Source organism: Chryseobacterium sp. W4I1 (genome assembly GCF_030816115.1).
Classification (GTDB): domain Bacteria; phylum Bacteroidota; class Bacteroidia; order Flavobacteriales; family Weeksellaceae; genus Chryseobacterium.
In genome coordinates, this window is record NZ_JAUSXQ010000001.1 from 2,064,980 (window position 1) to 2,088,053 (window position 23,074).

A 23,074-nucleotide genomic window follows, 5' to 3' on the forward strand; every position below is an offset into this window, starting at 1 on the left:
AGATTATAAAAAATGAATTAAATTCGGAGTAAGTAAAAAATTCTTTAATGATACAACTTCCTTTATCTAAACTTTCTAATGTAGGAACTACCATTTTCAGTCAGATGACGCAGCTTGCCAATGAAAATGAAGCGATTAACCTTTCGCAGGGATTTCCCGATTTCATGCCGGATGAAGAATTACTGAACCATGTAACTCACTTCATTAAAAAAGGCTTTAATCAATACGCTCCGCTGGGAGGAATGATGCCGCTAAAGGAAGAGATCGCCAGAAAAATAGAGAACAGCCACCAGGCCATTTATCATCCGGAGTCCGAGATCACTGTAACGGCTGGCGGTACTCAGGCTATTTTTACAGCGATCGCCACTTTTGTAAAAAAAGAGGATGAGGTTATTATTTTTGAGCCTGCTTATGACTGCTATGAGCCTACTGTAGAGCTTTTCGGCGGAATTGTAAAACGTTTTGAAATGAAAGCCCCGGATTATGAGATCGACTGGAATGCGGTAAAAGGCTTGGTGACTGATAAAACCAAAATGATTATCCTGAATAATCCAAATAATCCTTCCGGGAAGATCTTAAAAGAAAATGACCTGCAGGAACTGGTCAAGATTGTAAAAGACAGTTCGATCCTTATCCTGAGTGACGAAGTGTATGAGAATATTGTTTTTGACGGAAAGCAGCATTTAAGTATCTGCCAATATCCTGAACTTAAAGAAAGAAGTCTTCTTGTGGCCTCATTCGGGAAACTGTTTCATGTGACAGGCTGGAAAACTGGCTATTGTGCAGCACCCAAAAACCTTACCGATGAATTCAGGAAAGTACACCAGTTCAATGTATTCTGTGTGAATACGCCCATACAATTAGCTTTGGCAGAATACATGAAAAACGATGAACATTATACTCATCTTAATACTTTCTTTCAGGAAAAAAGAGATTTTTTAAGAAAAGGGCTTACAAGTACCTCTTTCGGGCTTTTAGATTGTGAAGGAACCTATTTCCAGGCGCTTACTTATGATAAGATTTCTGATAAAAATGATTTTGACTTTGCTTCTGAGCTGACGATCAATCATAAAGTGGCAAGCGTTCCTTTTTCATCATTTTACAAAAATAAGAGAAATGACCACGTGATCAGGTTATGTTTTGCAAAAAAGCAGGAAACTCTGGAAAAAGCTATAGAAAACCTGTCAAAACTTTAATATTTTAGATCAGCGGAGAAAGAAGCCTGGCCAGATGTTCAAAGAAAACTTTGTATTTTGGCCTTTTCACCCATGAATCATAAAAGATCTCTTCGCTATCATTCATATCTTCCAGGAATAGATCATTCAGTTTCCCGTTGATCTTTTCATCAAAAATTAATGCATTGACTTCAAAATTCAGCTCCTGACTTCTGACATCCATATTTGCTGTTCCTACTGATGAAACATAATCGTCTACAAGCATTGTCTTGGCATGGATAAAACCTTTTTTGTAAAAGAAAACCCGCACATTATTTTCCAGGAGCTCTTCGTAATACGAATAAGCAGCAGCGTTCACCACTAAAGAATCACCTGATTTGGGAACCATAAGCCTTACATCAACTCCAGCAAGTGCTGCCTGTTTTATGGCATTCAAAACGGTTTCAACGGGAATAAAGTAGGGAGTAACAATGTATACTCTTTTTTTCGCAGAAAGTATAGCAGATGCGGTACTCAGCATGATTGATGGTTTCGTATCCGGTCCGCTGGCAGCCGTTTGAATAAGTGATGTGCCTTGCTGCTTATTTTTATGGTCGAAGTAAAGCTGGGTAATTTCAGGAATTCTTTCCGTCGCAAAGATCCAGTTGCTGAAAAATATAAACTGAAAATAAAAAGCTGCTTCTCCATTAATATACAAATGAATATCTCTCCAATACTGTTTGGGATTAGGATTAATATATTTATCGGAAACATTAATGCCTCCGGTAAAAACATGTGCTCCGTCTACAATAATGATCTTCCGGTGATCTCTGTAATTTACCCGGTTGGCAAAAACTCTAAAAGTAATCTTATTCACCGGAGATACTTCTACTCCTCCCTCTTTTAACCTCTTCAATAGTTTTCGACCTATTTTCCCGCTGCCCATATCGTCATAAAGGAACCTTACTTTTACCCCTTCCCCTGCCTTTCTGATCAGCAGATCGGCAAGCCTGTTCCCTATTACATCATCATCATAAATATAATATTCGAGGTGGATATGATGAATTGCTTTTTCAAGAATCTCAAAAACTTTTTCAAATTTCCCTTCTCCGTTCACCAGTATTTCTGCATAATTTCCCTGTGACATTGGTGAATGACCTGCATTATACAGAAAATTAATCGTAGTCAGAAAATTGTCTAAATTTTCTTTATGGACTTCTAATGTTGTGTAATGGGTTTCCCTGATATATTGGCTGACGGCCTGATAAATCTCCTCATTCCGTTCTATTTTAAAAGTGTAAAATTTATTTTTTCTGTAATTTACTCCAAATACAAAGTATATGATGACCCCTAAAACGGGAAGGAAAATAATCAGCATAAGATACGCAAGAGTCTTGCTGGTATTTTTTGTATCCATAATTATTTTACCGGCCAGTAAAATAATTCCGGCAAGATAAAAGACTTCAAGCCCTGCAATAATATAGGAATACTGACCAAGGAATTCTTTCATATAAATGATTTTCTGGATATTAAAGGTAGTGAAAAGACGAGAGAAACACGGGAAAGAGCTCTTGAAAATATTTCAAAACTTTAGTTTTAATTGAACCTTAAACCGAGCTTTTTAAAAGGGATGCCTTTGCAAAAATTATAATTATTAAATGGAGTAGCCGTTTAAACAAATGTTTTTGCCATTTTTAACTGTATTTTTATTTCCCATAATAAGGATTTAGTATTAAATATTTCATATATTAGTCACAACTAACTTATTAAAAATCCGAATCATGAAAGATGTAATGTTATTATCAGGAAAAAAGCTGAATAAAAAAGAGCTGAAAACAATTGCTGGAGGTTTGATAAACTGCATGCCTGCTCAGGAAATCTGTCTCCCCGCTAATGAGCCGTGTGAATCCCATGTTGATGAAAATGGCTGTGCGATGATTTCCCCTTACTGCGGACAAAAAATATGCAGACCGTAATAATAATGTAAAACAATTCAAAAAAATTAAACCTATGAAAAATCAGAACTTAAGTAAAGGAAAAAAATTAAACAAAAAAGAGCTCAGAGTAATTACCGGCGGACTTGTAAGGTGCAAAATTTCCAACCGGTGCCAATATTACGGTCCAGGCTGTCAAGAACCGGAATGTCAGCCGCCTACCCCTGTTGAACCCATTGAATAGTTTATTTGATGGCAATAATAAAAAAGAACCAATCTGATACAGTTGGTTCTTTTATTTTTAAGACTGGTCATTCATCTCCCTGAATGTCAAGGATATTTTTATTTCCTATAAAAACATTCCTCCGGAAGCCTCTAATCTTTGCCCGGTAATCCAACCAGCGTCTTCTGTACACAGAAACGCAACTACTCCTCCGATGTCATCAGGAAGTCCGGCTCTTCCCAAAGCTGTAATCCCTGAGATCATTGAATTTACATTCTGATCATCCCTGGTTCTGCCCCCTCCAAAATCAGTTTCTATGGCTCCGGGTGCAATAACGTTAGCTTTGATCCTACGGGGTCCAAGCTCTTTTGCCATATATTTTGTCAGCATTTCAACACCTGCTTTTATGGAACCGTAAACGGATGAACCCGGTAAAGCAAATCTTGCAAGACCTGATGAAATATTGATAATTCCACCACCATTATTAATGAAGGGAAGCATTTTCTGGGTAAGAAAGAATACCCCTTTAAAATGGACATTAACAATATCATCCAGCTCTTCTTCCGTGGTCTCTGTGATTGGAGAATATAAAGCTGTCCCCGCATTATTGATCAGGAAATCGATGTTTGAACTCCCTGTTTCAGTTTCAAGATGATCCGTAATATTTTTTACAAATGCATCAAAGCTTTTTACATCTCTGGTATCCAACTGGTAAGCAATAGCTTTCTGTCCCATTGCTTTTATTTCCTTCACCACCGTATCTGCTTCTTCGCTGCTGTTTTTATAGGTAATGATAACATCTAATCCTTTTTGGGCGATTTTAAGGGCTGCATTTTTTCCAAGCCCGCGGCTTCCTCCGGTTACCAATGCAATTTTTGTTTTTGTATCCATCTTTTATTGTATGTATTTAATATTTAATGATACAAAGTTGGAAAATTTTCCAGAAAATCCATTTGCCTGAATCAATCTGAAATTTGCAAAATTCAAATCATGAACGAAATTCCATGGGAGTAAATGATGTTTTTCTTTTGAAGAAATTGGAAAAGTGGGCAATTTCCTCAAATCCTAAAGAGTAAGAAATTTCGGAGACATTCCATTTGGTCTGACGCAACAGGATTTTGGCTTCCTGAACCATACGGTCCGCAATCAGTTCTGTGGTAGTTTTTCCTGTGTTTTCCTTTAGTTTTTTATTTAAATAATTCACATGCACAGCAAGCCTGTCTGCATAATCTTTTGCTGTTTTAAGCTGCAGTCTCTGATCCGAAGATTCTATAGGAAACTGTCTTTCCAAAAGCTCTATAAACAATGAAACAACCCGTAATGAACTATCATTTGAGGCAGATAATTTTGCCGCCGGCTGAAGTTTCTGTCCGTAATGGATCAGTTCCAGAACATAGTTTCTGATGAGATCATATTTGAATATATAATCTGAAGCTATTTCTTTTTTTATTTTGGTGAACAGTGCTTCTATTTCGTCTGCCAGCTCATCTTCAATTTCAAATACAGGAATATTACCCGGTTGAAATATTGGCAGTTCTTCCAGAGAAAAACGGGATTGTGCTTTGATGAAAAAATCTTCTGTAAACACACAGAAACTGCCCGATTGGTCAGGATCTTCGGGTATCCAATGATAAGGAACTTTAGGTGTTGCAAATAATAAAGCATTTTTTCCGATGGCAATGATCTTATCTGCATATTCTGCCCTGTTCTTTCCTCTGATAAGGCTGATCTTATAATATTTCCTTCTGTTATAAGGCATTTCTAAAGTAGTTTTTGCCCTTTCTATGGTCTGCCTGATATCGAATACATTAAAATGCCCGATATCCTTGTGAAGTCCTTTAGGGAAGATGTCTTTAAGGTCTTTTCCCAGCTTGGCGGTCATCTCTCTATAAAAGTCTTCAAGGGAGGCATGCGTTACTTTTTCCATAACTGAAGGTTTGTAAAATTCAAATATACAAAGTTAGCAGAAATTGAAAATGTAAAAATATTTTATTTTTTTCTATACCATGTGATATATATTTTAATATTTTTCTTATCTTAGTTTGAACTAACTCACTAAAAATCAAAACAATGAAAAATCAAGATTTACCGAAAGGAAAGAAATTAAACAAAAAGCAATTAAGAAGTATCACCGGAGGATTAATGGACTGCATTGATCCAATGACGGGAGGCTGCAGGAAAATATCAATAGGCTGCGCCCAATTACAATGCAGACCCGTTATAGAACCTTAATAAAAAAATAAGAACCACTCTTTATCGGAGTGGTTCTTTTTATTTTCAACAATCAAATAGAAATTCAAAGTTTTTCACTGAGTTTACAATATGAATAACCATCACCGTTTTTACTCAAAAAACGCTCCAGAGACGAACTCTGAAGCGTTTTTCTTTATAACTAACTTTAATATTGTCTTATACGTTGAATCTAAAGTGCATGATGTCACCATCCTGAACAATATATTCTTTGCCTTCTACAGAAAGTTTTCCGGCTTCTTTTATTTTCACTTCAGAACCGTAAGTTACATAGTCGTCAAACTTGATCACTTCTGCACGGATAAAGCCTTTTTCGAAATCTGTGTGGATGACACCTGCAGCTTGTGGAGCGGTCCATCCCTGCCCGATTGTCCACGCTCTTACTTCTTTTACACCAGCGGTAAAGTAAGTCTGAAGCTTCAATAAGTCGTAAGCTTTTCTGATCAGACGGTTTACTCCCGGCTCTTCAAGGCCAAGTTCTTCAAGAAAAATCTCTCTTTCTTCAAATGTTTCCAGCTCATTGATATCAGCTTCAATCTGTGCAGCCAATACCACAACTTCAGCTCCTTCATTTTTAGCCATTTCTTCGATCTTTCCTATCCAATCGTTTCCGTTTTTGATAGAATTTTCGTCTACATTACATACATAAAGTACCGGCTTCTTCGTTAAAAGCTGAATATCATCAATGATAGACTGAGTCATATCATTGACAGGAAATTCTCTTGCATTTTTTCCGTTTTCAATGAATTTCTCAAGGTTTTGAAGTGTTTCATAAACCAGAATATCATCTTTTTTACCGGATTTAATAAATTTTTTAGCTTTATCAACTGCTTTTCCAACCGTTTCAAGGTCTTTAAGCTGTAACTCGATGTCGATAATTTCCTTATCTCTCATTGGGTCTACAGAGCCTTCAACGTGAATGATATTACCGTTATCAAAACATCTCAAAACATGGATAATGGCTTCACATTCTCTGATGTTGGCCAGGAACTGGTTTCCAAGACCTTCTCCTTTGCTTGCCCCTTTTACAAGACCAGCAATATCAACGATTTCAACTACAGCCGGTAATACTCTTTCAGGATTAACTAATTTTTCCAGTTCAAACAATCTTTGGTCCGGTACAGAAACCGTTCCTAAGTTCGGTTCAATGGTACAGAATGGATAGTTCGCAGACTGAGCTTTAGCATTGCTTAAGCAGTTAAAAAGAGTTGATTTACCTACATTCGGAAGGCCTACAATTCCACATTTCATATTGTAAAATTCAAATTTTAATGTTCAATGATACTGTTTAAATTCAAGGTTGAGGATATGATATTAAAAGTGTAAACTCTATCAGGTCCGGACCATTGAACTTTCAGCCTGCAAAGATAGTGATTTTAAAGGGAGATTCATAATAAAAAAATCTGTCAGTATTTTGACAGATTTTAAATAATTTTTTGTTCACCAATCCTGCTTTATGGATTATCTCCGGTAGCGTTCTGCGCCAACGGAACATCGTTCGGTGCGTCCTGCAATGTTTTATCCAGAGTAAATAGAGATTCGTCTGTAGCACGGTCACCTCCTGCAATTTTCAATTTATCAATCAGGTTGCTGGCCAGTGTTTCTTCTTCTATCTGCTCCTGAACGAACCACTGCATGAAATTCCAGGTTGCCCAGTCTTTTTCTTCCAGAGACATATCTACTATTTTATAGATGGCTGTTGTATTGTCTACTTCATGTTTAAAAACTCCATCGAAACATTCTGTTAGAGACTGAGGATCTGCCGGAGGAGCAGGAATGGCGTCTACTTTCGGTTTCCCACCTCTGTTCAGCACATATTCCATAAACTTGATAGAATGATTTCTTTCTTCCTGCGCATGTCTGTAAAGAAAGTTGGCGATTCCCTGATATCCTTTATCATCTGCCCAGATCCCATACGATAGAAAAACATGTGAAGCGTGAATTTCTTTATTCATCTGATCACTTAATGCTTTTTCAATGGTTGGGGAAAGTCTGTTGGTATTCATAATGCTATATTTTTGTGATTATAGAAAATATAAGATGCAAAAATGATTCCGATACCGTTTTATTTGTTCATCATTAACTCATATTTAATTTATAAGCAACTGTTTTTCATAAATTTACATAAATAATTTATAGTTATTCTAAAATAATAATCAATGGCAACTCCAAGATTTTTCTGCAAAAGATGACCTTCATTATGTCATGAAGACCAGCCCTGTTGAGGGCTGGTCTTATTTTACTTTTTTAAAATTAATTTTTTATTTAATTTTTTTCGCCATATAATCACTTTCATTTCCAAGTCTGTCTACAGCTTTTATTGCGACTGCATTCAGTTTTCTGCTGTCTTTAGATTTCGGGATATCTTTTGAAAGGGTATCTAATGTAAGGATTTCTGTTTCCCAAGCTCCGTTGTACTGAGTGAAAAGTACCCATTGGAAAACTTCACCGATATTTTTGGTACTCCAGCTCGCTTTTGTAAAGTTTCCGTTATCTGTCACAAACAGTGTAGGCGTCTGTAGCGGTACAGCTTTGATCCATGGTGTTTTGGGCACGAGTGCTTTTTCCTTGTAAGGTCCGTTTTTCAGAACAGGAAGCATATTTTGATTTTTAGTCAGTCCTGCAATACTCCAGTGAATCTCTCCGGCATCATTCTTTAAAATTTGCCTTGAAATTTCGATTTGATTCTTAATTTCCTCAGGGCGGTCGGACACTTTAATCTCAACAGTATTAAGTCCCGGCCAAAGGTGGCGGTTCATTGTATTTTCAGATTCCCACCAATTCAGTAATGCTTCAAAGCCCTGCCCTTTTGAATCGATTGGCCAATATAATTGTGGTGAGAAGTAATCTACCCAGCCTTTATTCAGCCAGAGTTTGGCATCTGCATATAATTCATCATATTGAGACGAACCTACGATTCCTGCAGGATATCCCGGTTTCCAGATCCCGAACGGGCTGATCCCAAATCTTACATAATTTTTTTCTGCATGGATTTCTTTATAGATTCTTTCAACGAATTTGTTTACGTTATCTCTTCTCCAGTCTGCTCTTGATAATGTCCCTCCATTTCTGAGATACTCATTCCAAGAGGCATTATCAGGAAAATCAGCGCCTCTGTTGTAGGTTGCATACGGATAGAAATAGTCATCAAAATGTACAGCATCAATGTCATATCTTTTGACAATATCCTTTACAACATTGGAAACATGTCCCTGTGTTTTTGGATTAGCTGGATCGAACCAGTACATCCCATTTTTTAATTTAATAACGATATCGGAAAGTTTATTGGCCATAGAAAGACTGTTTACGGCTCCTCCGTTTGAATGGTGAGCACGGTAAGGGTTTAACCAGACATGAAGCTCTAAACCTCTTTTATGAGCTTCCTCAATCCAAAACTGAAGGGGATCATAATTCGGATATGGGGCTGTTCCGGTCTGCCCGGTCAGAAAGTATGACCATGGCTCTATATTACTTGTATACAGCGCATCTGCAGAAGGTCTGATCTGGAAGATTGCTGCATTGAAATTGTTATCTTTCAGCATATCGAGCATGCTTATGGCTTCTGCTTTCTGCTGATCAACCGTTAAATTATTTCTTGATGGCCAGTTGATATTAGCTACACTTGCAATCCAGGCTCCCCGAAATTCTCTTTTTACTTCCGGAAGTGTTGTTCTGAAGTTTTCGTCAACAGGAAGTACAGCTGGTACCGGTTTTACAGCAACCGGTTTTGTGGTATTAGCATTTGGCTTGGCGGTATTTTTTGTCGGGGTTGTTTTTACAGTGTTGCTTTGTACGGAGCAGCTGGCATATGAGGCAAAAACTCCGGCTAAAACAGTCAGTTTTATAATATTCATTTTCATCGTCTGCAAACTTCTTTAAATTTATTTTTTCTAAGAGATTATTATGCCAAAATAAACATTTTGGGAGATAGTATAATAAAAAAGCCCCGAAAAATTCGAGGCTTTTCTAATATATAAGAATTTCTTATGCTTTCGCTGATCTTTCCACTCTTTTTCTTTCTTCTTCAGAAAGGATTTTCTTTCTCATTCTGATGAAGTTTGGCGTTACCTCAATGGCTTCATCACTCTGGATATATTCCATACATTCTTCCAGTGAGAATAATGTTTTCGGAGCTACACCCGTATCTTTATCTTTACCTGAAGCTCTCATGTTGTTCAACTGTTTTGCTTCAACGATGTTTACGACAAGGTCACCTGGCTTGTTTTGCTCACCAATGATCATACCTCCGTAGATCTCCTCACCCGGATCAACATAGAACTTACCTCTATCCTGTAATTTTGCGATAGAATATTCTGTAGCCGGTCCTTGAGTTTTGCTTACCAAAACACCATTACTTCTTCCAGGAATAGCTCCTTTGAAAGGTTTGTATTCTGTGAAACGGTGTGCCATAATAGCTTCACCTGCAGTAGCAGTCAACATTTGAGAACGTAATCCGATCAAACCTCTTGAAGGAATTTCGAATTCCATGTGCTGCATCTCCCCTTTAGTTTCCATAATGTGAAGATCTCCTTTTCTCTGTGTAGCCAAGTCGATTACTCTTGAAGCAAATTCTTCAGGAACGTCAACAACTAAAGATTCATAAGGCTCACATTTTTCTCCGTCAATTTCTCTCAGGATAACCTGTGGCTGGCCAATTGTCATTTCGTAACCTTCTCTTCTCATTGTTTCAATCAAAACTGATAAGTGAAGAATACCTCTACCGAATACTAAGAAAGTGTTTGCATCATCCGTTTGTTCAACTCTTAAGGCAAGGTTTTTCTCTAATTCTTTAGTTAATCTTTCTTTCAGGTGGTTTGAAGTTACAAATTTACCGTCTTTACCGAAGAAAGGTGAATTGTTGATAGAGAACGTCATGTTCAATGTAGGCTCATCAATTGCAGTTCTTGGCAATGGTTCAGGATTTTCAAGATCTACGAATGAATCACCGATCTGGAAAGCATCAAAACCTACAACAGCACAGATATCTCCTGCTTTTACTTCTGTAACTTTTTTCTTTCCTAAACCTTCAAAAACATAAAGTTCTTTTACTTTTCCTTTTAAAACCTTTCCGTCTGCCTGAGCAAGACCGATCCACTGAGATTCTTTGATCTCTCCTCTGATCACTTTTCCAATAGCAATTCTTCCTAAGAAAGAAGAGAAATCTAAAGATACGATCTGCATCTGTAAGCTTCCCTCTGCCACTTTCGGTTCAGGAACATACTGTAAAATACCATCCAATAATGGGAAGATATCTTCAGTCTGCTCTAATGAAGTGTTGAACCAACCTTGCTTAGAAGAACCGTAGAACGTTGGGAAATCCAACTGCTCTTCAGTTGCATCAAGAGCAAAGAATAAATCAAATACCTTGTCATGAACTTCTTCAGGACGACAGTTTGGCTTATCTACTTTGTTGATTACCACTAATGGTCTAAGTCCTAATTCCAATGCTTTCTGAAGCACAAATCTTGTTTGAGGCATAGGCCCTTCAAAGGCATCTACCAACAAAATAACTCCATCCGCCATTTTTAAAACTCTCTCTACTTCCCCACCGAAATCGGCGTGACCTGGAGTATCGATTACGTTAATTTTAACGTCTTTATAAGTAACAGAAATATTTTTAGATAGAATGGTAATACCTCTTTCTCTTTCAAGATCGTTATTATCCATTATTAATTCTCCACTTTCCTGATTTTCTCTGAAAATGTTTGTAGCATGAATAATCTTGTCAACCAAAGTCGTCTTCCCGTGGTCAACGTGTGCGATAATCGCAATATTTCTAATGTTTTGCATGAATGATTTTTACGGGTGCAAAAATAGTGATTTCTAATGAATAATAAGCAAGAATATAAATTAATTAACAAATTCATAATGAGAAATTTAAGTAAATCCTTCAAAAAGCCTGGATAAAATAACATACGTCAAGTTCTGTCGTTACACGCATTTATCTTTGCTTCAGTAGTTTTCCTACAGGAAACAAATTATTAATATCAAAAAACAAAACTTATGATTTTTACTAATGAATTTTTCTCATCCTCCAGTAATATTGCTGATACAGCAAAGATAGAATTGATTGATGAATTTACTTATGAAACACACATTTACGAACAAATTGCAACTGTTGATAATCCAGACGGAATTGTACACAGAAACCGAAATGGTGTATATTATTTGAATAAGACAGTCTCTGAAAGCAGCGAGCCCTTAGATGTTGGTATTTTTGGAGCAAAAGGTAATGGGGTTGCAGATGATACTGAAAGTATTAATAAAGCTGTTTTATATCTAACTAAAATAGGCGGAGGTGTTTTAAGCTTTAACGGGACTAATATATATTCAGTTTCGGGACCAATATTTATCACTAATAAAGTAAGTTTTCATTGTAATGGTGCAACTTTTAGAGGTAACGGTACAAACACTATTCTGAAAACGGCTTATCTACTAAACAATAACTTAATTAGCAATCACCAGACTCCCACAGAAACACAGGTCATTACGTTTTCAAAAATAAAAGATGCTGATTTTGCAAAATGTGCAGTAGGTTTAGATTTCTATAACTTTTGCCATGGCTCAAGCCTAGAAAATATTAAGTTTACTGAGTGTGAAGTTTCCTGGAAATTTTTAAACTGTTTTTACACTTCCATTAAAAATGTTATGTCTTCCGGTTCAAATAGTGGCAAGTATGCTTATCAATTTTTAGGACAAAATAATGCGCTTTTATTGGAAAGGGTGTCAGCTACCAAAGATTTTGGTTTCTTATTTCAGGGAGGAACTACGGCTACAACACTAATCTCACCAACTGTAGAAGGGGGACAAACAGGATTCAAATTCAAAGATGATTGTTTAGGAATAGTTATTAAAGGAATATATGCTGAAGCAATATTCAACGCAATTGATCTGTTTGATGTTCAATATGGTAATTTTGAAATTACCGGAGGTTATTTTAATTATGTTGACAAACCCCTTATTGGAGTGAAGGCTCCTGCTTCAGGAGGTGTTAATGGTCAAATTACCGGTGAATGGCAAAATAATACAATCGTAAATATAGGTGGTATTCTACCAATTAAAGACCAAAATAATGTTATAATAGGTTATAATACATATAATGGACTTATGGATATTTCCCAACCTAGAAACTATATTCATTACTCACTTCCTACTTACGAAGGAGATGGAAGCCTTCCTGCAAACTGGATCGTAGGAGATCATAACATTATATCTTCTTATGGGCAGATTAAAGCTACTGACACTAAAGCTATTGGTAATGTAAAAAGACAGTTTGGCGTTATTCCAGTAACAAGAAGCGGTGATGTTGGTGAAGGAATTTCAGGCCACATTCCAGACTGTACCCATGAACTTATTGGAAGTGATCCTTCTAATTTTGGAATTAAAATTAAAACTAAAATTAAGTATCAGGAATATATGATGTTTGTCAAATATCATATTTATGTAGCAACTTACTCTCGGGGAAGATGGTTTTATGGTGACATTTTTGGCAAGAATCTATCTACAAGAGATGTTGGAAACTCGCAGGTAACCTCTATTGAAAATGAAAACGGATTCTTAGTGATTAAAATAACGGGATTCAATGAGCCTAATCTTAATTACATTATTCAGGGTAACGTGCAACTAATTGTTTAATATAAAAACGCCTCATTTGAGGTGTTTTTTATACTTGTTTTGAAATCAGATAAGATCGCGTAGTTGACTGATATTCCAAAACCAATATATAAAACAGACCTGAACCAAAACTATAAATCCGAATTTCCACAAAAAAGATTTTTTTGAAACCTTATGCCGAAAAATAATCATTCCCAAAGCTGCTCCTAAAGTTCCTCCTATAAATGCTAATCCTAAAAGTCTACTTTCCGGGATTCTTCTTTTATGTTTTATTGAGAGTTTTTTGTCCCAGACAAAAGTAATCAGTGTCAATAGATTAATTAAAATTAGAATGTATATCATTGGTACAAAAGTAGTGAATTGGATAATGGCTTCGAGTACCTCAGCCTCCTTAATATTTGTCTTTCGATGAGAAATTTTAATTCTTTATTATTATTCAAAACAAAATTATTTCAATAGGTCCATATTCTTCAAAATAAATGAGTGACAGGAAGTTTTTTTGTATGATTAGAACTTTCACCAGATTCATGCTGAATGATTTGCTTTCAAAATCATTTGTACTTGCAGTGTAATAACTTCCTTCTCCACATAATAAAAATGTACATCCAGCCACTAACTTTCTTTCATATTTGTGTTTTCATAAATAAAATATTATTCATCCGAATTACAACACTCCATTTCATAAAAAAAGCTGCCTTTATAAAAAAGCAGCCTTCCCGTATTTGTATTGTATCTAACAATATTATTTTTTAGCCTTTACATCAACAGCAATTTCGATGTCTTTGCTGATCATCCATTCTGCAGGATCTGCCTCTGAAGTACCAAACTTAAGTCCCCAATCTGCTCTGTTCACTGTAAATTTTGCATTTACAGAAGCTGAAGTATCTGTAACATCTACTTTAGCAGGAAAAGTTACATTCATTGTTTTTCCTGATAATGTAAGGTTTCCGCTTACTGTTTTATTAGCTCCTGCCACCGCATCTTTAGGCGCATCCTTCAAATCTGTAACACTTGTGATTTTAAAATCTGACGTAGGATTTTTTGTAGTATCAAAGAAGTCAGGAGTTTTTAAGTGAGTTTCCAGATCAGCAGGTTTTTTATCTTTTTCAGTAACTGAAGCAGGATCTACCTTGATAGAATTCATATCAATCACAAAGTTTCCAGCAGCCAACTGACCACCTTCAATGCTTAAATCTCCGGATTTTATGTTAAGAGTTCCCCAACGTGGAGCCATTCCTCCTTTGTGAAAAGCTTTCCAGTTTACTACAGAAGCAGCAACATCAACCGGTAAAACTTCCCCTTTGCTTTCAGCTACTTTTTGTTCTGTAGCCGTAGCCGCAGTATCTGCTGATTTATCTTTATTACATGATGCTGCAAGCAATCCTACTCCTACTAATGCAATTACACTAAGTTTTTTCATATTATTTATTGTTTAAAAGAAATTAATTAAAATTCTGAGATTCAAAAATAGAAAAACCATACCACATATCACCTTAACATACATCAATAAATAAAAAATTATTGCGTTTTTTGCTCATTAAAATCACAAACTTGTTAAAAAAATGGAGGGCTTAAAATACTTTACTCCATCCTAAAATTACTTATTTTAGCTGTTTAAAATTTAAAATGAACGTCACAAACTATATAAAACAGATGCTCAATATACCCGAAAAGAGCATCAACAATACCCTTCAATTATTAGCAGAAGACTGTACCATTCCATTCATTTCACGTTATAGAAAAGATAAGACCGGAAATCTGGATGAAGTTCAGATTGAGCAGATCTCAAAGATCAGTAAGCAGTTTGAAGAAATTGTAAAACGGAAGGAAAGCATTTTGAAATCCATTGAAGAACAGAATGCCCTGACTCCGGAACTGAAGCAGAGAATTGAAGAAAGCTTTGATATGTTGGAGCTGGAAGATTTATACCTGCCTTTCAAAAAACGCAGGAAAACAAAAGCAGATACCGCTAAAGAAAAAGGACTGGAACCCTTAGCCAGGATCATTATGAGCCAGAAAAGCAACGACCTCCAGTTTCTGGCATCTAAATACCTGAACAGCAATGTTTCATCTGAGGAAGAAGCACTTCAAGGAGCCAGAGACATCATGGCGGAATGGATCAATGAAAATATGTATGTTCGTAAAAACCTCCGCCGCCAATTTCAGCGAAAAGCAATGATCACTTCTAAAGCCGTAAAGACCAAAAAAGATGAAGAAGCCGCACAAAAATTCTCTCAATATTTTGAATGGGAGGAAAACCTCAGCAGAACACCTTCTCACAGACTTCTGGCAATGCTCAGGGCTGAATCTGAAGGTTTTGTTAAGACCAATATCGGGGTTGATAAAGATGAGGCTATTGATTTTATAGAAAAAGCTATCATCAAATCCAATAATGAAAGTTCAGAGCAGATCGCTCTGGCTATAAAAGATAGCTACAAAAGGCTTTTAGAACCTGCCATTTCTAATGAGGCTTTGCAGGAAGCGAAAGAAAAAGCAGATAAAAAAGCTATTGAAATATTCTCGGAAAACTTAAGCCAGCTTTTACTTGCTCCGCCTTTAGGTGAAAAAAGAATCTTAGCTATTGATCCGGGATACAGAAGTGGCTGTAAAGTGGTCTGCATTGATGAAAAAGGGGATCTTCTTCATAATGAAACCCTCTACCCTCACGCCCCTCAGAATGAAAGCGGAATGGCAATGAAAAAGATCAGGTCTATGGTGAATGCCTACAATATTGAAGCCATCTCTATAGGAAACGGAACAGCAAGCCGTGAAACTGAATTTTTCATTAAAAAGATCGCTTTTGATAAGCCTCTCCAGGTTTTTGTAGTTTCTGAAGCAGGCGCATCAGTATATTCGGCAAGTAAGATTGCAAGGGATGAATTTCCTTCTTATGATGTCACTGTGCGTGGTGCTGTTTCTATTGGAAGGAGGTTGGCAGATCCACTGGCTGAACTGGTGAAAATTGATGCCAAATCTATTGGAGTTGGACAATATCAGCATGATGTAGATCAAACGCAGCTTAAAAATGAGCTTGATTCAACGGTGATAAAATGTGTAAATTCTGTAGGAATCAATTTGAATACAGCCAGTAAATCCCTGCTTAGCTATGTTTCGGGAATCGGAGAAAAAATGGCAGAAAACATTGTTAATTACAGAACTGAAAATGGTGCTTTTGAAGACAGAAAACAGCTTAAAAAAGTTCCCAGGCTTGGGGAAAAGGCTTTCCAGCAGGCTGCAGCATTTGTAAGGATCAGCAATGCTAAAAATCCACTGGATAATTCGGCCGTGCATCCGGAAGCTTATGGAATTATAGAAAAAATGGCTAAAGATCTTGGGATCAAAAGTAATGAACTGATTGCTAATAAAGAGAAAATAGCATTAGTAAAACCTGAAAACTATATCACAGAGGAAATCGGGATTTTAGGGATCAAAGACATTTTAAAAGAGCTTGAAAAACCGGGATTAGACCCAAGAAAAGCAGCCAAAGTATTTGAATTTGACCCTAATGTAAAAAGTATCCGAGATCTGAAACCCGGAATGATTCTTCCCGGCATTGTCAACAACATCACAGCTTTTGGCTGTTTTGTAGATCTGGGGATTAAGGAAAGCGGACTGGTTCATATTTCCCAGCTGAAAGACGGATTTGTATCTGATGTGAATGAAGTGGTAAAGCTTCACCAGCATGTCCGTGTAAAAGTAACGGAAGTGGATGAAGCGAGAAAAAGAGTGCAGCTGAGCATGATTCTATAATGCATTTAAAAACAGTTTAAAATATCAACCAATAAAAACAACAATACACTTGAGCTATAAGAATTTAATTTTCGATCTCGATGGAACATTTTGGGATCCCAGAGCCACCATCATCAAAGTATGGAATGAAGTCCTGATAAGACATGACCTGATAAAAAAAGAGATGCAGCCTGAAGATATGAATCAATACCTGGGTTTGCTGGCAGATGATATTTTAAGAGATATCATTCCGGGAATTTCTGATCAGAAAATTAAGGAAGTGCTTTCTGAGGTTGTACAGCGTGAAAGTAAAGTCTTGCGCCTTGATGGCGGTATTTTGTATGAAGGTGTTGCAGAAACCCTGAAACATTTAGCCAAAAACCATACACTATTTATTGTCAGCAACTGTCAGGACGGCTATATTGAAGCATTTTTAGATTTTTACCAATTCAATGATCTATTTACAGATATTGAATGTTACGGCCGTACTAAAAGACCGAAATCGGAGAATATCCGGTTGATTTTGGAAAGGAATGATTTAAGTCCTGAAAACTCAGTTTATATTGGTGATACGCAGACCGATTATGATTCTGCAAAAGCCAATGGCCTGCCTTTTTATTTTTTGTGAATATGGCTTTGGAAAATTGAGTACAGATGATTACAAACCTTCGATTTCAAAGTTTTCAGATTTAGAATCTGTCGTTTAAATAAAAAACTTCAAGATTTAAGAAAATAAAATTCAGGAAATAAAAAATATTATCCATTAAAAACAAAGGCTGCACATGAACTGTACAGCCTTCTATATTTTCAGAACATTAAAAAACCGGTTAATAAAATCTAATGTCTAAAATCTTAATTCTTGGTTCTTGGTTCTTGACTCTTGACTCTTAATCCCCAAAAACTCCTATTTATACTCCTTAGAATCTCTTCTCGGTTCCTTAGCTTCCGGCCATTTTACCGTTTCGCCTTTATCGTCCGTAGGCATTACTCTCTTTTCCCTGCTCGTAAATTCAGGATCTTCTGAAGCCATATAAGCCAGTGCAGCCGTCAAAACCACATTGTTTTTCACCTCATCAAAAACGATCTTGTCATACGTATCTTTTGTAGTGTGCCAGGTATAACCGAAATATCCCCAGTTCAATGAGCTCAGAGAAAATCCGGGTACTCCGGCTGCAACAAAAGAGGCGTGGTCTGATCCCCCACCTCCAGGCATTCCCGGGAAATCTGTTTTTATCTGGTCTCTTACCGTTTTCGGAACGCCATTCAACCACTTTCCGATATAGCTGTAAGAATCAGCAAATCCCTGACCGCTGATATTGATCACACGTCCCGTTCCGTTATCCTGATTAAAAACTGCCTGCGTTCCTTTGATGATCCGTGGATTATCTGCTACAAAGCCTCTGGAACCATTCAGTCCCTGCTCTTCGCTCCCCCAAAGTCCTACCACAATCGTTCTCTTATTGTTTGGATAATATTTTTTCAGGATTCTCATGGTTTCAAGCATTGTCAGTGTGCCTGTTCCGTTGTCTGTAGCCCCTTGAGCTCCATCCCAGGAATCAAGGTGGGCAGAAAGAATCACATATTCTTCAGGCTTTTCCTTTCCTTTGATGATTCCGATGGTGTTAAAATTTTTCGCATCAGGAAGAACCTTGGATTGGGCTTCTACTTTTATTTTGGGTTTAGCCCCTTTTTCAGCCATTCTGTACAGCATTCCGTAATCTTCCACATCAATGTCGATCATTGGAATTTTTGACGTCTTTGCACCGAAAATTCTGTTGGCTCCCATGATTCCGGTCCAGTTGGAAATAGCGATTCCCGCCGCCCCTGCTTTTTCCAAAGCTTCAGGGAGTGTATTGTTATCGTAGCCAATATTCTTGACATAGTCACGGAAGTCTTTTCCGGCCTGCTCTTTTTCTGCTTTCAGTTTTTCATACAGTTCCGGAGTAGCAAATTCCTTGATCTGCTCATCAGAACGCCCGATCTTCTGGTATTGTGCCATCAAAACGATCTTTCCTTTGGCAGACGGAAGCCACGCATCAAATTCAGCTTTTGAAGAAACTTTGGGAAGAACAATTACTTCCGCTTCTATAGCTTTTTTCGTTGCGGGACTCCAGGCAAGCTGTGTTGCTGCCAGTGATTTCACCCTTGGATATACCATGTCTACATGGGTAATTCCACGCTGCCATCCTTTCCATGTTCCGAACTGCTGAAGGTTCGATTCTATTCCCCACGAACGGAGCTTTTCTGCAGACCATTCATTCGCAGCCAGCATTTCAGGAGTTCCTACAAGACGTGGTCCTATGCCATCCAAAAGCTCGTAAGCCATATTTTCCAGCTGAGAATTCGAGTTGATCTCATCTACAAAACTTTTTACGATAGGATCCAGTTTTTCTTTCGGGTCTACTTTTACCTGAGCCCATGAAAACTGGGCAGCCAGCACCACTGCGGGTACAGCAAAAAATTTATTTATCTTCATAGCAAATTATTGAATGTTTAAAGATAACAGAATTTGTGTGAATAAGGAAGAAAAGAGAGTGTTAAAAGGCTTAAAAGCCTGTTGAATCCTCAAGATTCATAAAGACAATAATAAAATACAAAGCGAAATCAATAAAAAAGACCATCTAAAATGACGGTCTCTGATTCTTATCAAACATCAATTATTTTTCATTAATAAAAGCCTGCTCCTCTGCAGAAAGTAGAATGGCATCTTCTTTTTCCTCTTTTACCGGAACATTTTTCCAGATACTTTTGCTGAAATCCACCTTTTGAGGAAGACCTTCCTTATTTGACTTTTTAAAAGTATTGTAAATAATTTCCCTGCTGAATTTTCTTTCATGCTTTTTTCCAAGATAGAAAGCAGAGTATTTATCACCTTCAAACCTGGTCGTGGCAGGCAGATACATCCCGTCTTTTTTATAAAAATCAAAAATAAGCGAAGCATCACCCAGCTGGTAATCATACGCTATCCCTTCGGCTGTTTTTCTTCTGACCGGCGGATAACCCGTCTGTATATAATGAACTTCAAAATAGGTAATCACCTTATCCGTTTTATTATACTTCAGCTCTCCTTTCAGCTCAATACCTGTACCGGATTTGATCTTAAAAGTAATCAGCTGCTCATCTCCTTCTTCAGAGATCATTTTCCCTGAATATTTTGAATTGATGGTGTTGATATGGTTGAGGGTACGGTTTAGTTCAAAGCTGAAGAAATAATTCCCCATATATTCATGGGAAAATTCACTGTTTCCTGTCGTAAAAATAGTGTCTGATTTTATATTTTTCAGGTATTTTACATTATTCAGCTGCATCTGAAGGATCTCGTCATAATTTTTACGGATTCCGTCTTTATAGTTGTAATGGTTGCTTTTGCTCCATAATTTGGCTTCAGCAATGACTAAAAAGTAAAGTTTGTCATTGTCTAATCTTTTTTCTTTGAATACCACATCATACAGAGAAGGCTCATTATAATATCTTTTCTGGTAGTTCTTTCTTATATCATTAAAGAGTTTTTTTATATCTACACTTACTATTTTTATCTCTTCAATATTTTTAAATGCTGGTGTAAGCTTGATCAGGGAATTAAAAGCTGTAACATTCTTTTTGTGATAACCCGAAGCTGATATGTCAAAGTTTACCATATCCTGTCCAACTGGGGCAAAACCGTCTTCATTGGTATAAACGATCTGGTTATTAAGGATAATTCTTGCATGGGATATTGCTTTTCCGTTTTCGGAGTCTACAACTTTTATTTTTTGAGCAGAAAAAAGACCAAAAAAGAGAATTGAAAATAAATAAAATTGCTTCATGAAACCCGTATAATTAATTTAAAAAATCAACTACACAAATATATACCCGGCCAGGGAAATAAGGCAGTGCTTTAATAAAATTTAATAGTATTTAACTTTTAATACTGCAGACAGGAAAATTTTAATGTATGAAAGTCCGGTTAAGGAATAAATTATGACATAAAAAAAGCCGGCTCCATTGAGCCGGCTTAGATGAACTATTTTTTAGCTTCTTCAACAGAAACTTTTCTGAAATCTTTGAACAATTTGCTAAGTTCCAAAGCTGCTTTACGAGCTCTTGTACCAGCTGCCTTGTTTCCTTTTTCTGCTTGTTGGTTTGCCTCAGTAGTAAACGCTTCAAATTCTGCGTTGATTTTTTCAATTAGTTCTTTCATTATTTTTAAAATTTAGGCTGCAAATATAGGTTTTATGGCTATTCCAGCCTAACTCAGGCTAAAATAATTTGAACAAAAATGCATTTTTTTCCTACTTTTCCTTTGCCGACCTGCAGTTTTTTAAATTTATTCTAAAAAATCAGCGCTTTTTATCAGGCTAATTGCATGGATATCGCCAGCATGAGCTTAATTTTAAAAACAATTAAATTAATGCTAACTGTATCCTTTTTTAATGGAATAATCTTATAATTTTGAATAAAAAAGATTCATGGATATTATTTCAAAATTTACAGTGGGGTCTGAGGAGGGAATTTCTGATCTTATAACCATTATGGATGCTTCGGCTTACGCATTACACAAAGAGCTTGTTTCTGAAGAGGAAATTAAAAAATATATTAAAAACGACATTGATCCGAGAAAGATGATCAATGACGCTGAATGATCTTTCCAACCAGCTTATTATTACTTATGCCGATCTGCAGCCAGTAGGATACAGCATTGTAAAAAGCGGATCGGGACATCCTACCCTTCCCGAAGGAAAAAAAACGACAGAAATCAGTTTTGTGATCCTTCCGGAATCTGATTCTACAGAAATAAGACAGTCGCTTTGGAAAAAGTGCAGATCTGCCGTCAGTTTTACGGATGTGGTATGGATCAACATCATGACCCACGATCCACTTTTGGAATTTTTAAAGGAATCAGGCTTTACAGTAGCTTCTGATTCAAAAGCAGGTCCATTCCAGCTTCCTTCAAAGATATTAACTCTGGAAATTACTAAAGGCTAGGTTTTCTAATCCAGATTTTAAGTTTTTAAACACTTAAGAATGCTTAGTTTAAAAAGTTTTGATCATTGATGGATATAATTGTAATACAGTAATGGCAGAGTAGCTCAGAGAAATTGAGAAAAACTATTTTGCCAATTATTATTACCTAAAAGAAACAGACTAAGATTAACTGTTGTTTATGTATCTTTGATTTTTATAATTTACAGATAATGAGCGATCAACTGGAAACCATTCAAGATTATTACAAACGTATCCGACAAGATCAGATCAAAATGTTTGATTCCGATGATTTTGAAATCGGTAAGTCTCACTTCAATATTTCTATGCGGAGATACTGCAGCTTTAAAAGCCCGTACAACCGCCGTGATTATTATAAGGTAAGTTTCATCATCGGAAACGGTACTTTTAAATATGGCTCCCATGAGCTGTATGTTGACCGCCCTGCCCTCTTTTTCCCTTCTCCCAATATTCCGTATTCATGGGAATGTGACGGGGATCTTCAGGAGGGATATTTCTGCCTGTTCAATCAGGAATTCTTCAGCGGGCATTCTGAATTCAATCTTTTTAAGAAGACTTCGCTGTTCAAAGAATGGAGCAAGCCTATTATTTTTTTAACAGAGGAACAGACGCAGCTGGCCACTATTTATTTTGAACAGATGTACAAACTGAACAATTCAACTTATCCTTTTCGCTGTAGCAGCATCAAAAGCCATCTGGCTTCTACTCTGCATCTGGCTTTGGAGAACCGTGTGGATGATATCAACCCTAGTGAACTTCCGGCAAATATCCGGCTTTACCGCTTATTTGACGAACTGCTCAACAAACAGTTTCCTCTTGATTCTCCGGCCTATCCACTAGCTTTAAAAACGGCTTCTGATTTTGCGGAGCACCTCAATGTGCATGTGAATCACCTGAACTCGTCGGTAAAATCTGTGACTCAGCTTACGACCACACAGATCATTAAGGACAGGGTGTTTGAAGAATCCAAAAATCTGCTGAAATATACAAACTGGGATATTGCAGAGATAGGTTATACTTTAGGGTTCGAGCAGCCTTCGCATTTCAATAATTTTTTTAAAAAGCATGCAGAGGTTTCTCCGCTGAAATTTAAGAATGCATTTTAATTCTTTGATTTTTGTAATTTTTACTTTGTCTTTTAAAATTCAATTTGATCATTCTTAGTCTATTTTTGCATAGTAATATAA

Annotated in this window: 21 protein-coding genes; 9 read left to right on the plus strand and 12 right to left on the minus strand. The window is 36.7% G+C overall.

The annotated features are described in order from the left end of the window. The first annotated feature begins 47 nt into the window (after nt 1-47). Nucleotides 48-1,196 carry a methionine aminotransferase gene (locus tag QF044_RS09655; RefSeq protein WP_307266262.1) on the plus strand — a complete coding sequence of 383 codons (1,149 nt, stop codon included), beginning with the start codon at nt 48-50 and terminating at the stop codon, nt 1,194-1,196. A 4-nt stretch (nt 1,197-1,200) separates the two neighbouring features. On the opposite strand, the gene cls is transcribed toward QF044_RS09655, so the two are convergent. Further along, entirely contained in the window at nt 1,201-2,664 is a 1,464-nt protein-coding gene (gene cls, locus QF044_RS09660; RefSeq protein ID WP_307266265.1) for a cardiolipin synthase, read from the minus strand. Nucleotides 2,665-2,935: 271 nt separating this feature from the next. Here cls and QF044_RS09665 point away from each other — a divergent pair, with 271 nt between their 5' ends. Beyond that, nucleotides 2,936-3,130, plus strand: coding sequence for a bacteriocin (locus QF044_RS09665; RefSeq protein WP_307266268.1), 195 nt, complete (start codon nt 2,936-2,938; stop codon nt 3,128-3,130). Nucleotides 3,131-3,437: 307 nt separating this feature from the next. Here the strand turns inward: QF044_RS09665 and QF044_RS09670 are convergent, their stop codons facing one another. After that, the gene (locus QF044_RS09670) at nt 3,438-4,202 is read right to left on the minus strand and encodes an SDR family NAD(P)-dependent oxidoreductase (protein ID WP_307266271.1); all 765 of its coding nucleotides are present in this window, start codon (nt 4,200-4,202) and stop codon (nt 3,438-3,440) included. 97 nt (nt 4,203-4,299) lie between these two features. Beyond that, nucleotides 4,300-5,238 carry an AraC family transcriptional regulator gene (locus QF044_RS09675; RefSeq protein ID WP_307266274.1) on the minus strand — a complete coding sequence of 313 codons (939 nt, stop codon included), beginning with the start codon at nt 5,236-5,238 and terminating at the stop codon, nt 4,300-4,302. Nucleotides 5,239-5,381: 143 nt separating this feature from the next. Between QF044_RS09675 and QF044_RS09680 the strand changes: the two genes are divergently transcribed. Then, nucleotides 5,382-5,543 (plus strand): bacteriocin, encoded by a 162-nt coding sequence (locus QF044_RS09680; RefSeq protein WP_307266277.1) that lies wholly within the window; start codon nt 5,382-5,384, stop codon nt 5,541-5,543. 177 nt (nt 5,544-5,720) lie between these two features. Here the strand turns inward: QF044_RS09680 and ychF are convergent, their stop codons facing one another. The 4 genes from ychF to typA form a co-directional block, all read right to left on the minus strand. Then, the gene (gene ychF, locus QF044_RS09685) at nt 5,721-6,812 is read right to left on the minus strand and encodes a redox-regulated ATPase YchF (protein ID WP_307266279.1); all 1,092 of its coding nucleotides are present in this window, start codon (nt 6,810-6,812) and stop codon (nt 5,721-5,723) included. A gap of 203 nt (nt 6,813-7,015) precedes the next feature. Then, on the minus strand, nt 7,016-7,567 hold the full coding sequence (locus QF044_RS09690; protein ID WP_307266280.1) for a ferritin: 552 nt from the start codon (nt 7,565-7,567) through the stop codon (nt 7,016-7,018). 255 nt (nt 7,568-7,822) lie between these two features. Continuing rightward, nucleotides 7,823-9,421, minus strand: coding sequence for a glycoside hydrolase family 10 protein (locus tag QF044_RS09695; RefSeq protein ID WP_307266282.1), 1,599 nt, complete (start codon nt 9,419-9,421; stop codon nt 7,823-7,825). Between the two features lie 124 nt (nt 9,422-9,545). Beyond that, a complete protein-coding gene (gene typA, locus QF044_RS09700) occupies nt 9,546-11,351 on the minus strand; it encodes a translational GTPase TypA (protein WP_307266283.1) in 1,806 nt (601 codons plus the stop codon). Nucleotides 11,352-11,564: 213 nt separating this feature from the next. Here typA and QF044_RS09705 point away from each other — a divergent pair, with 213 nt between their 5' ends. Next, the gene (locus QF044_RS09705) at nt 11,565-13,196 is read left to right on the plus strand and encodes a glycosyl hydrolase family 28-related protein (RefSeq protein ID WP_307266285.1); all 1,632 of its coding nucleotides are present in this window, start codon (nt 11,565-11,567) and stop codon (nt 13,194-13,196) included. Nucleotides 13,197-13,241: 45 nt separating this feature from the next. Here QF044_RS09705 and QF044_RS09710 read toward each other — a convergent pair whose 3' ends face one another. Together QF044_RS09710 and QF044_RS09715 are read right to left on the minus strand one after the other, a co-directional pair. Then, nucleotides 13,242-13,517 (minus strand): DUF1294 domain-containing protein, encoded by a 276-nt coding sequence (locus QF044_RS09710; RefSeq protein ID WP_307266287.1) that lies wholly within the window; start codon nt 13,515-13,517, stop codon nt 13,242-13,244. 400 nt (nt 13,518-13,917) lie between these two features. After that, entirely contained in the window at nt 13,918-14,595 is a 678-nt protein-coding gene (locus tag QF044_RS09715) for a YceI family protein (protein WP_307266290.1), read from the minus strand. A 206-nt stretch (nt 14,596-14,801) separates the two neighbouring features. Between QF044_RS09715 and QF044_RS09720 the strand changes: the two genes are divergently transcribed. Continuing rightward, nucleotides 14,802-16,925: a Tex family protein gene (locus QF044_RS09720; RefSeq protein ID WP_307266293.1), complete on the plus strand. Its 2,124-nt coding sequence runs from the start codon at nt 14,802-14,804 to the stop codon at nt 16,923-16,925. A 49-nt stretch (nt 16,926-16,974) separates the two neighbouring features. After that, a complete protein-coding gene (locus QF044_RS09725) occupies nt 16,975-17,532 on the plus strand; it encodes an HAD family hydrolase (protein WP_307266296.1) in 558 nt (185 codons plus the stop codon). A 276-nt stretch (nt 17,533-17,808) separates the two neighbouring features. Here QF044_RS09725 and QF044_RS09730 read toward each other — a convergent pair whose 3' ends face one another. The 3 genes from QF044_RS09730 to QF044_RS09740 form a co-directional block, all read right to left on the minus strand. Then, a complete protein-coding gene (locus QF044_RS09730; protein WP_307266298.1) occupies nt 17,809-19,380 on the minus strand; it encodes a M20/M25/M40 family metallo-hydrolase in 1,572 nt (523 codons plus the stop codon). 181 nt (nt 19,381-19,561) lie between these two features. Further along, nucleotides 19,562-20,710, minus strand: coding sequence for a hypothetical protein (locus QF044_RS09735; RefSeq protein ID WP_307266300.1), 1,149 nt, complete (start codon nt 20,708-20,710; stop codon nt 19,562-19,564). Nucleotides 20,711-20,907: 197 nt separating this feature from the next. Further along, nucleotides 20,908-21,084 (minus strand): histone H1, encoded by a 177-nt coding sequence (locus QF044_RS09740; RefSeq protein WP_047377485.1) that lies wholly within the window; start codon nt 21,082-21,084, stop codon nt 20,908-20,910. Between the two features lie 268 nt (nt 21,085-21,352). On the opposite strand from QF044_RS09740, the gene QF044_RS09745 reads away from it, so the two are divergent. From QF044_RS09745 to QF044_RS09755, 3 genes are all read left to right on the plus strand, one after another. Further along, nucleotides 21,353-21,526 (plus strand): hypothetical protein, encoded by a 174-nt coding sequence (locus QF044_RS09745; protein ID WP_307266316.1) that lies wholly within the window; start codon nt 21,353-21,355, stop codon nt 21,524-21,526. Then, nucleotides 21,513-21,869 (plus strand): hypothetical protein, encoded by a 357-nt coding sequence (locus tag QF044_RS09750; RefSeq protein ID WP_307266319.1) that lies wholly within the window; start codon nt 21,513-21,515, stop codon nt 21,867-21,869. The genes QF044_RS09745 and QF044_RS09750 overlap by 14 nt, the downstream gene beginning before the upstream one ends. A 209-nt stretch (nt 21,870-22,078) precedes the next feature. Beyond that, complete coding sequence (locus QF044_RS09755; protein ID WP_307266320.1) at nt 22,079-22,993, plus strand: AraC family transcriptional regulator; 915 nt, start codon at nt 22,079-22,081, stop codon at nt 22,991-22,993. Nucleotides 22,994-23,074 lie beyond the last annotated feature (81 nt).

Bases quoted from the DNA above. Each gene is read 5' to 3' on its own strand.
- QF044_RS09655 (WP_307266262.1), top strand. From the start codon at position 48: ATGATACAACTTCCTTTATCTAAACTTTCTAATGTAGGAACTACCATT.
- cls (WP_307266265.1), bottom strand. From the start codon at position 2,664: ATGAAAGAATTCCTTGGTCAGTATTCCTATATTATTGCAGGGCTTGAA.
- QF044_RS09665 (WP_307266268.1), top strand. From the start codon at position 2,936: ATGAAAGATGTAATGTTATTATCAGGAAAAAAGCTGAATAAAAAAGAG.
- QF044_RS09670 (WP_307266271.1), bottom strand. From the start codon at position 4,202: ATGGATACAAAAACAAAAATTGCATTGGTAACCGGAGGAAGCCGCGGG.
- QF044_RS09675 (WP_307266274.1), bottom strand. From the start codon at position 5,238: ATGGAAAAAGTAACGCATGCCTCCCTTGAAGACTTTTATAGAGAGATG.
- QF044_RS09680 (WP_307266277.1), top strand. From the start codon at position 5,382: ATGAAAAATCAAGATTTACCGAAAGGAAAGAAATTAAACAAAAAGCAA.
- ychF (WP_307266279.1), bottom strand. From the start codon at position 6,812: ATGAAATGTGGAATTGTAGGCCTTCCGAATGTAGGTAAATCAACTCTT.
- QF044_RS09690 (WP_307266280.1), bottom strand. From the start codon at position 7,567: ATGAATACCAACAGACTTTCCCCAACCATTGAAAAAGCATTAAGTGAT.
- QF044_RS09695 (WP_307266282.1), bottom strand. From the start codon at position 9,421: ATGAAAATGAATATTATAAAACTGACTGTTTTAGCCGGAGTTTTTGCC.
- typA (WP_307266283.1), bottom strand. From the start codon at position 11,351: ATGCAAAACATTAGAAATATTGCGATTATCGCACACGTTGACCACGGG.
- QF044_RS09705 (WP_307266285.1), top strand. From the start codon at position 11,565: ATGATTTTTACTAATGAATTTTTCTCATCCTCCAGTAATATTGCTGAT.
- QF044_RS09710 (WP_307266287.1), bottom strand. From the start codon at position 13,517: ATGATATACATTCTAATTTTAATTAATCTATTGACACTGATTACTTTT.
- QF044_RS09715 (WP_307266290.1), bottom strand. From the start codon at position 14,595: ATGAAAAAACTTAGTGTAATTGCATTAGTAGGAGTAGGATTGCTTGCA.
- QF044_RS09720 (WP_307266293.1), top strand. From the start codon at position 14,802: ATGAACGTCACAAACTATATAAAACAGATGCTCAATATACCCGAAAAG.
- QF044_RS09730 (WP_307266298.1), bottom strand. From the start codon at position 19,380: ATGAAGATAAATAAATTTTTTGCTGTACCCGCAGTGGTGCTGGCTGCC.
- QF044_RS09735 (WP_307266300.1), bottom strand. From the start codon at position 20,710: ATGAAGCAATTTTATTTATTTTCAATTCTCTTTTTTGGTCTTTTTTCT.
- QF044_RS09740 (WP_047377485.1), bottom strand. From the start codon at position 21,084: ATGAAAGAACTAATTGAAAAAATCAACGCAGAATTTGAAGCGTTTACT.
- QF044_RS09745 (WP_307266316.1), top strand. From the start codon at position 21,353: ATGGATATTATTTCAAAATTTACAGTGGGGTCTGAGGAGGGAATTTCT.
- QF044_RS09750 (WP_307266319.1), top strand. From the start codon at position 21,513: ATGACGCTGAATGATCTTTCCAACCAGCTTATTATTACTTATGCCGAT.
- QF044_RS09755 (WP_307266320.1), top strand. From the start codon at position 22,079: ATGAGCGATCAACTGGAAACCATTCAAGATTATTACAAACGTATCCGA.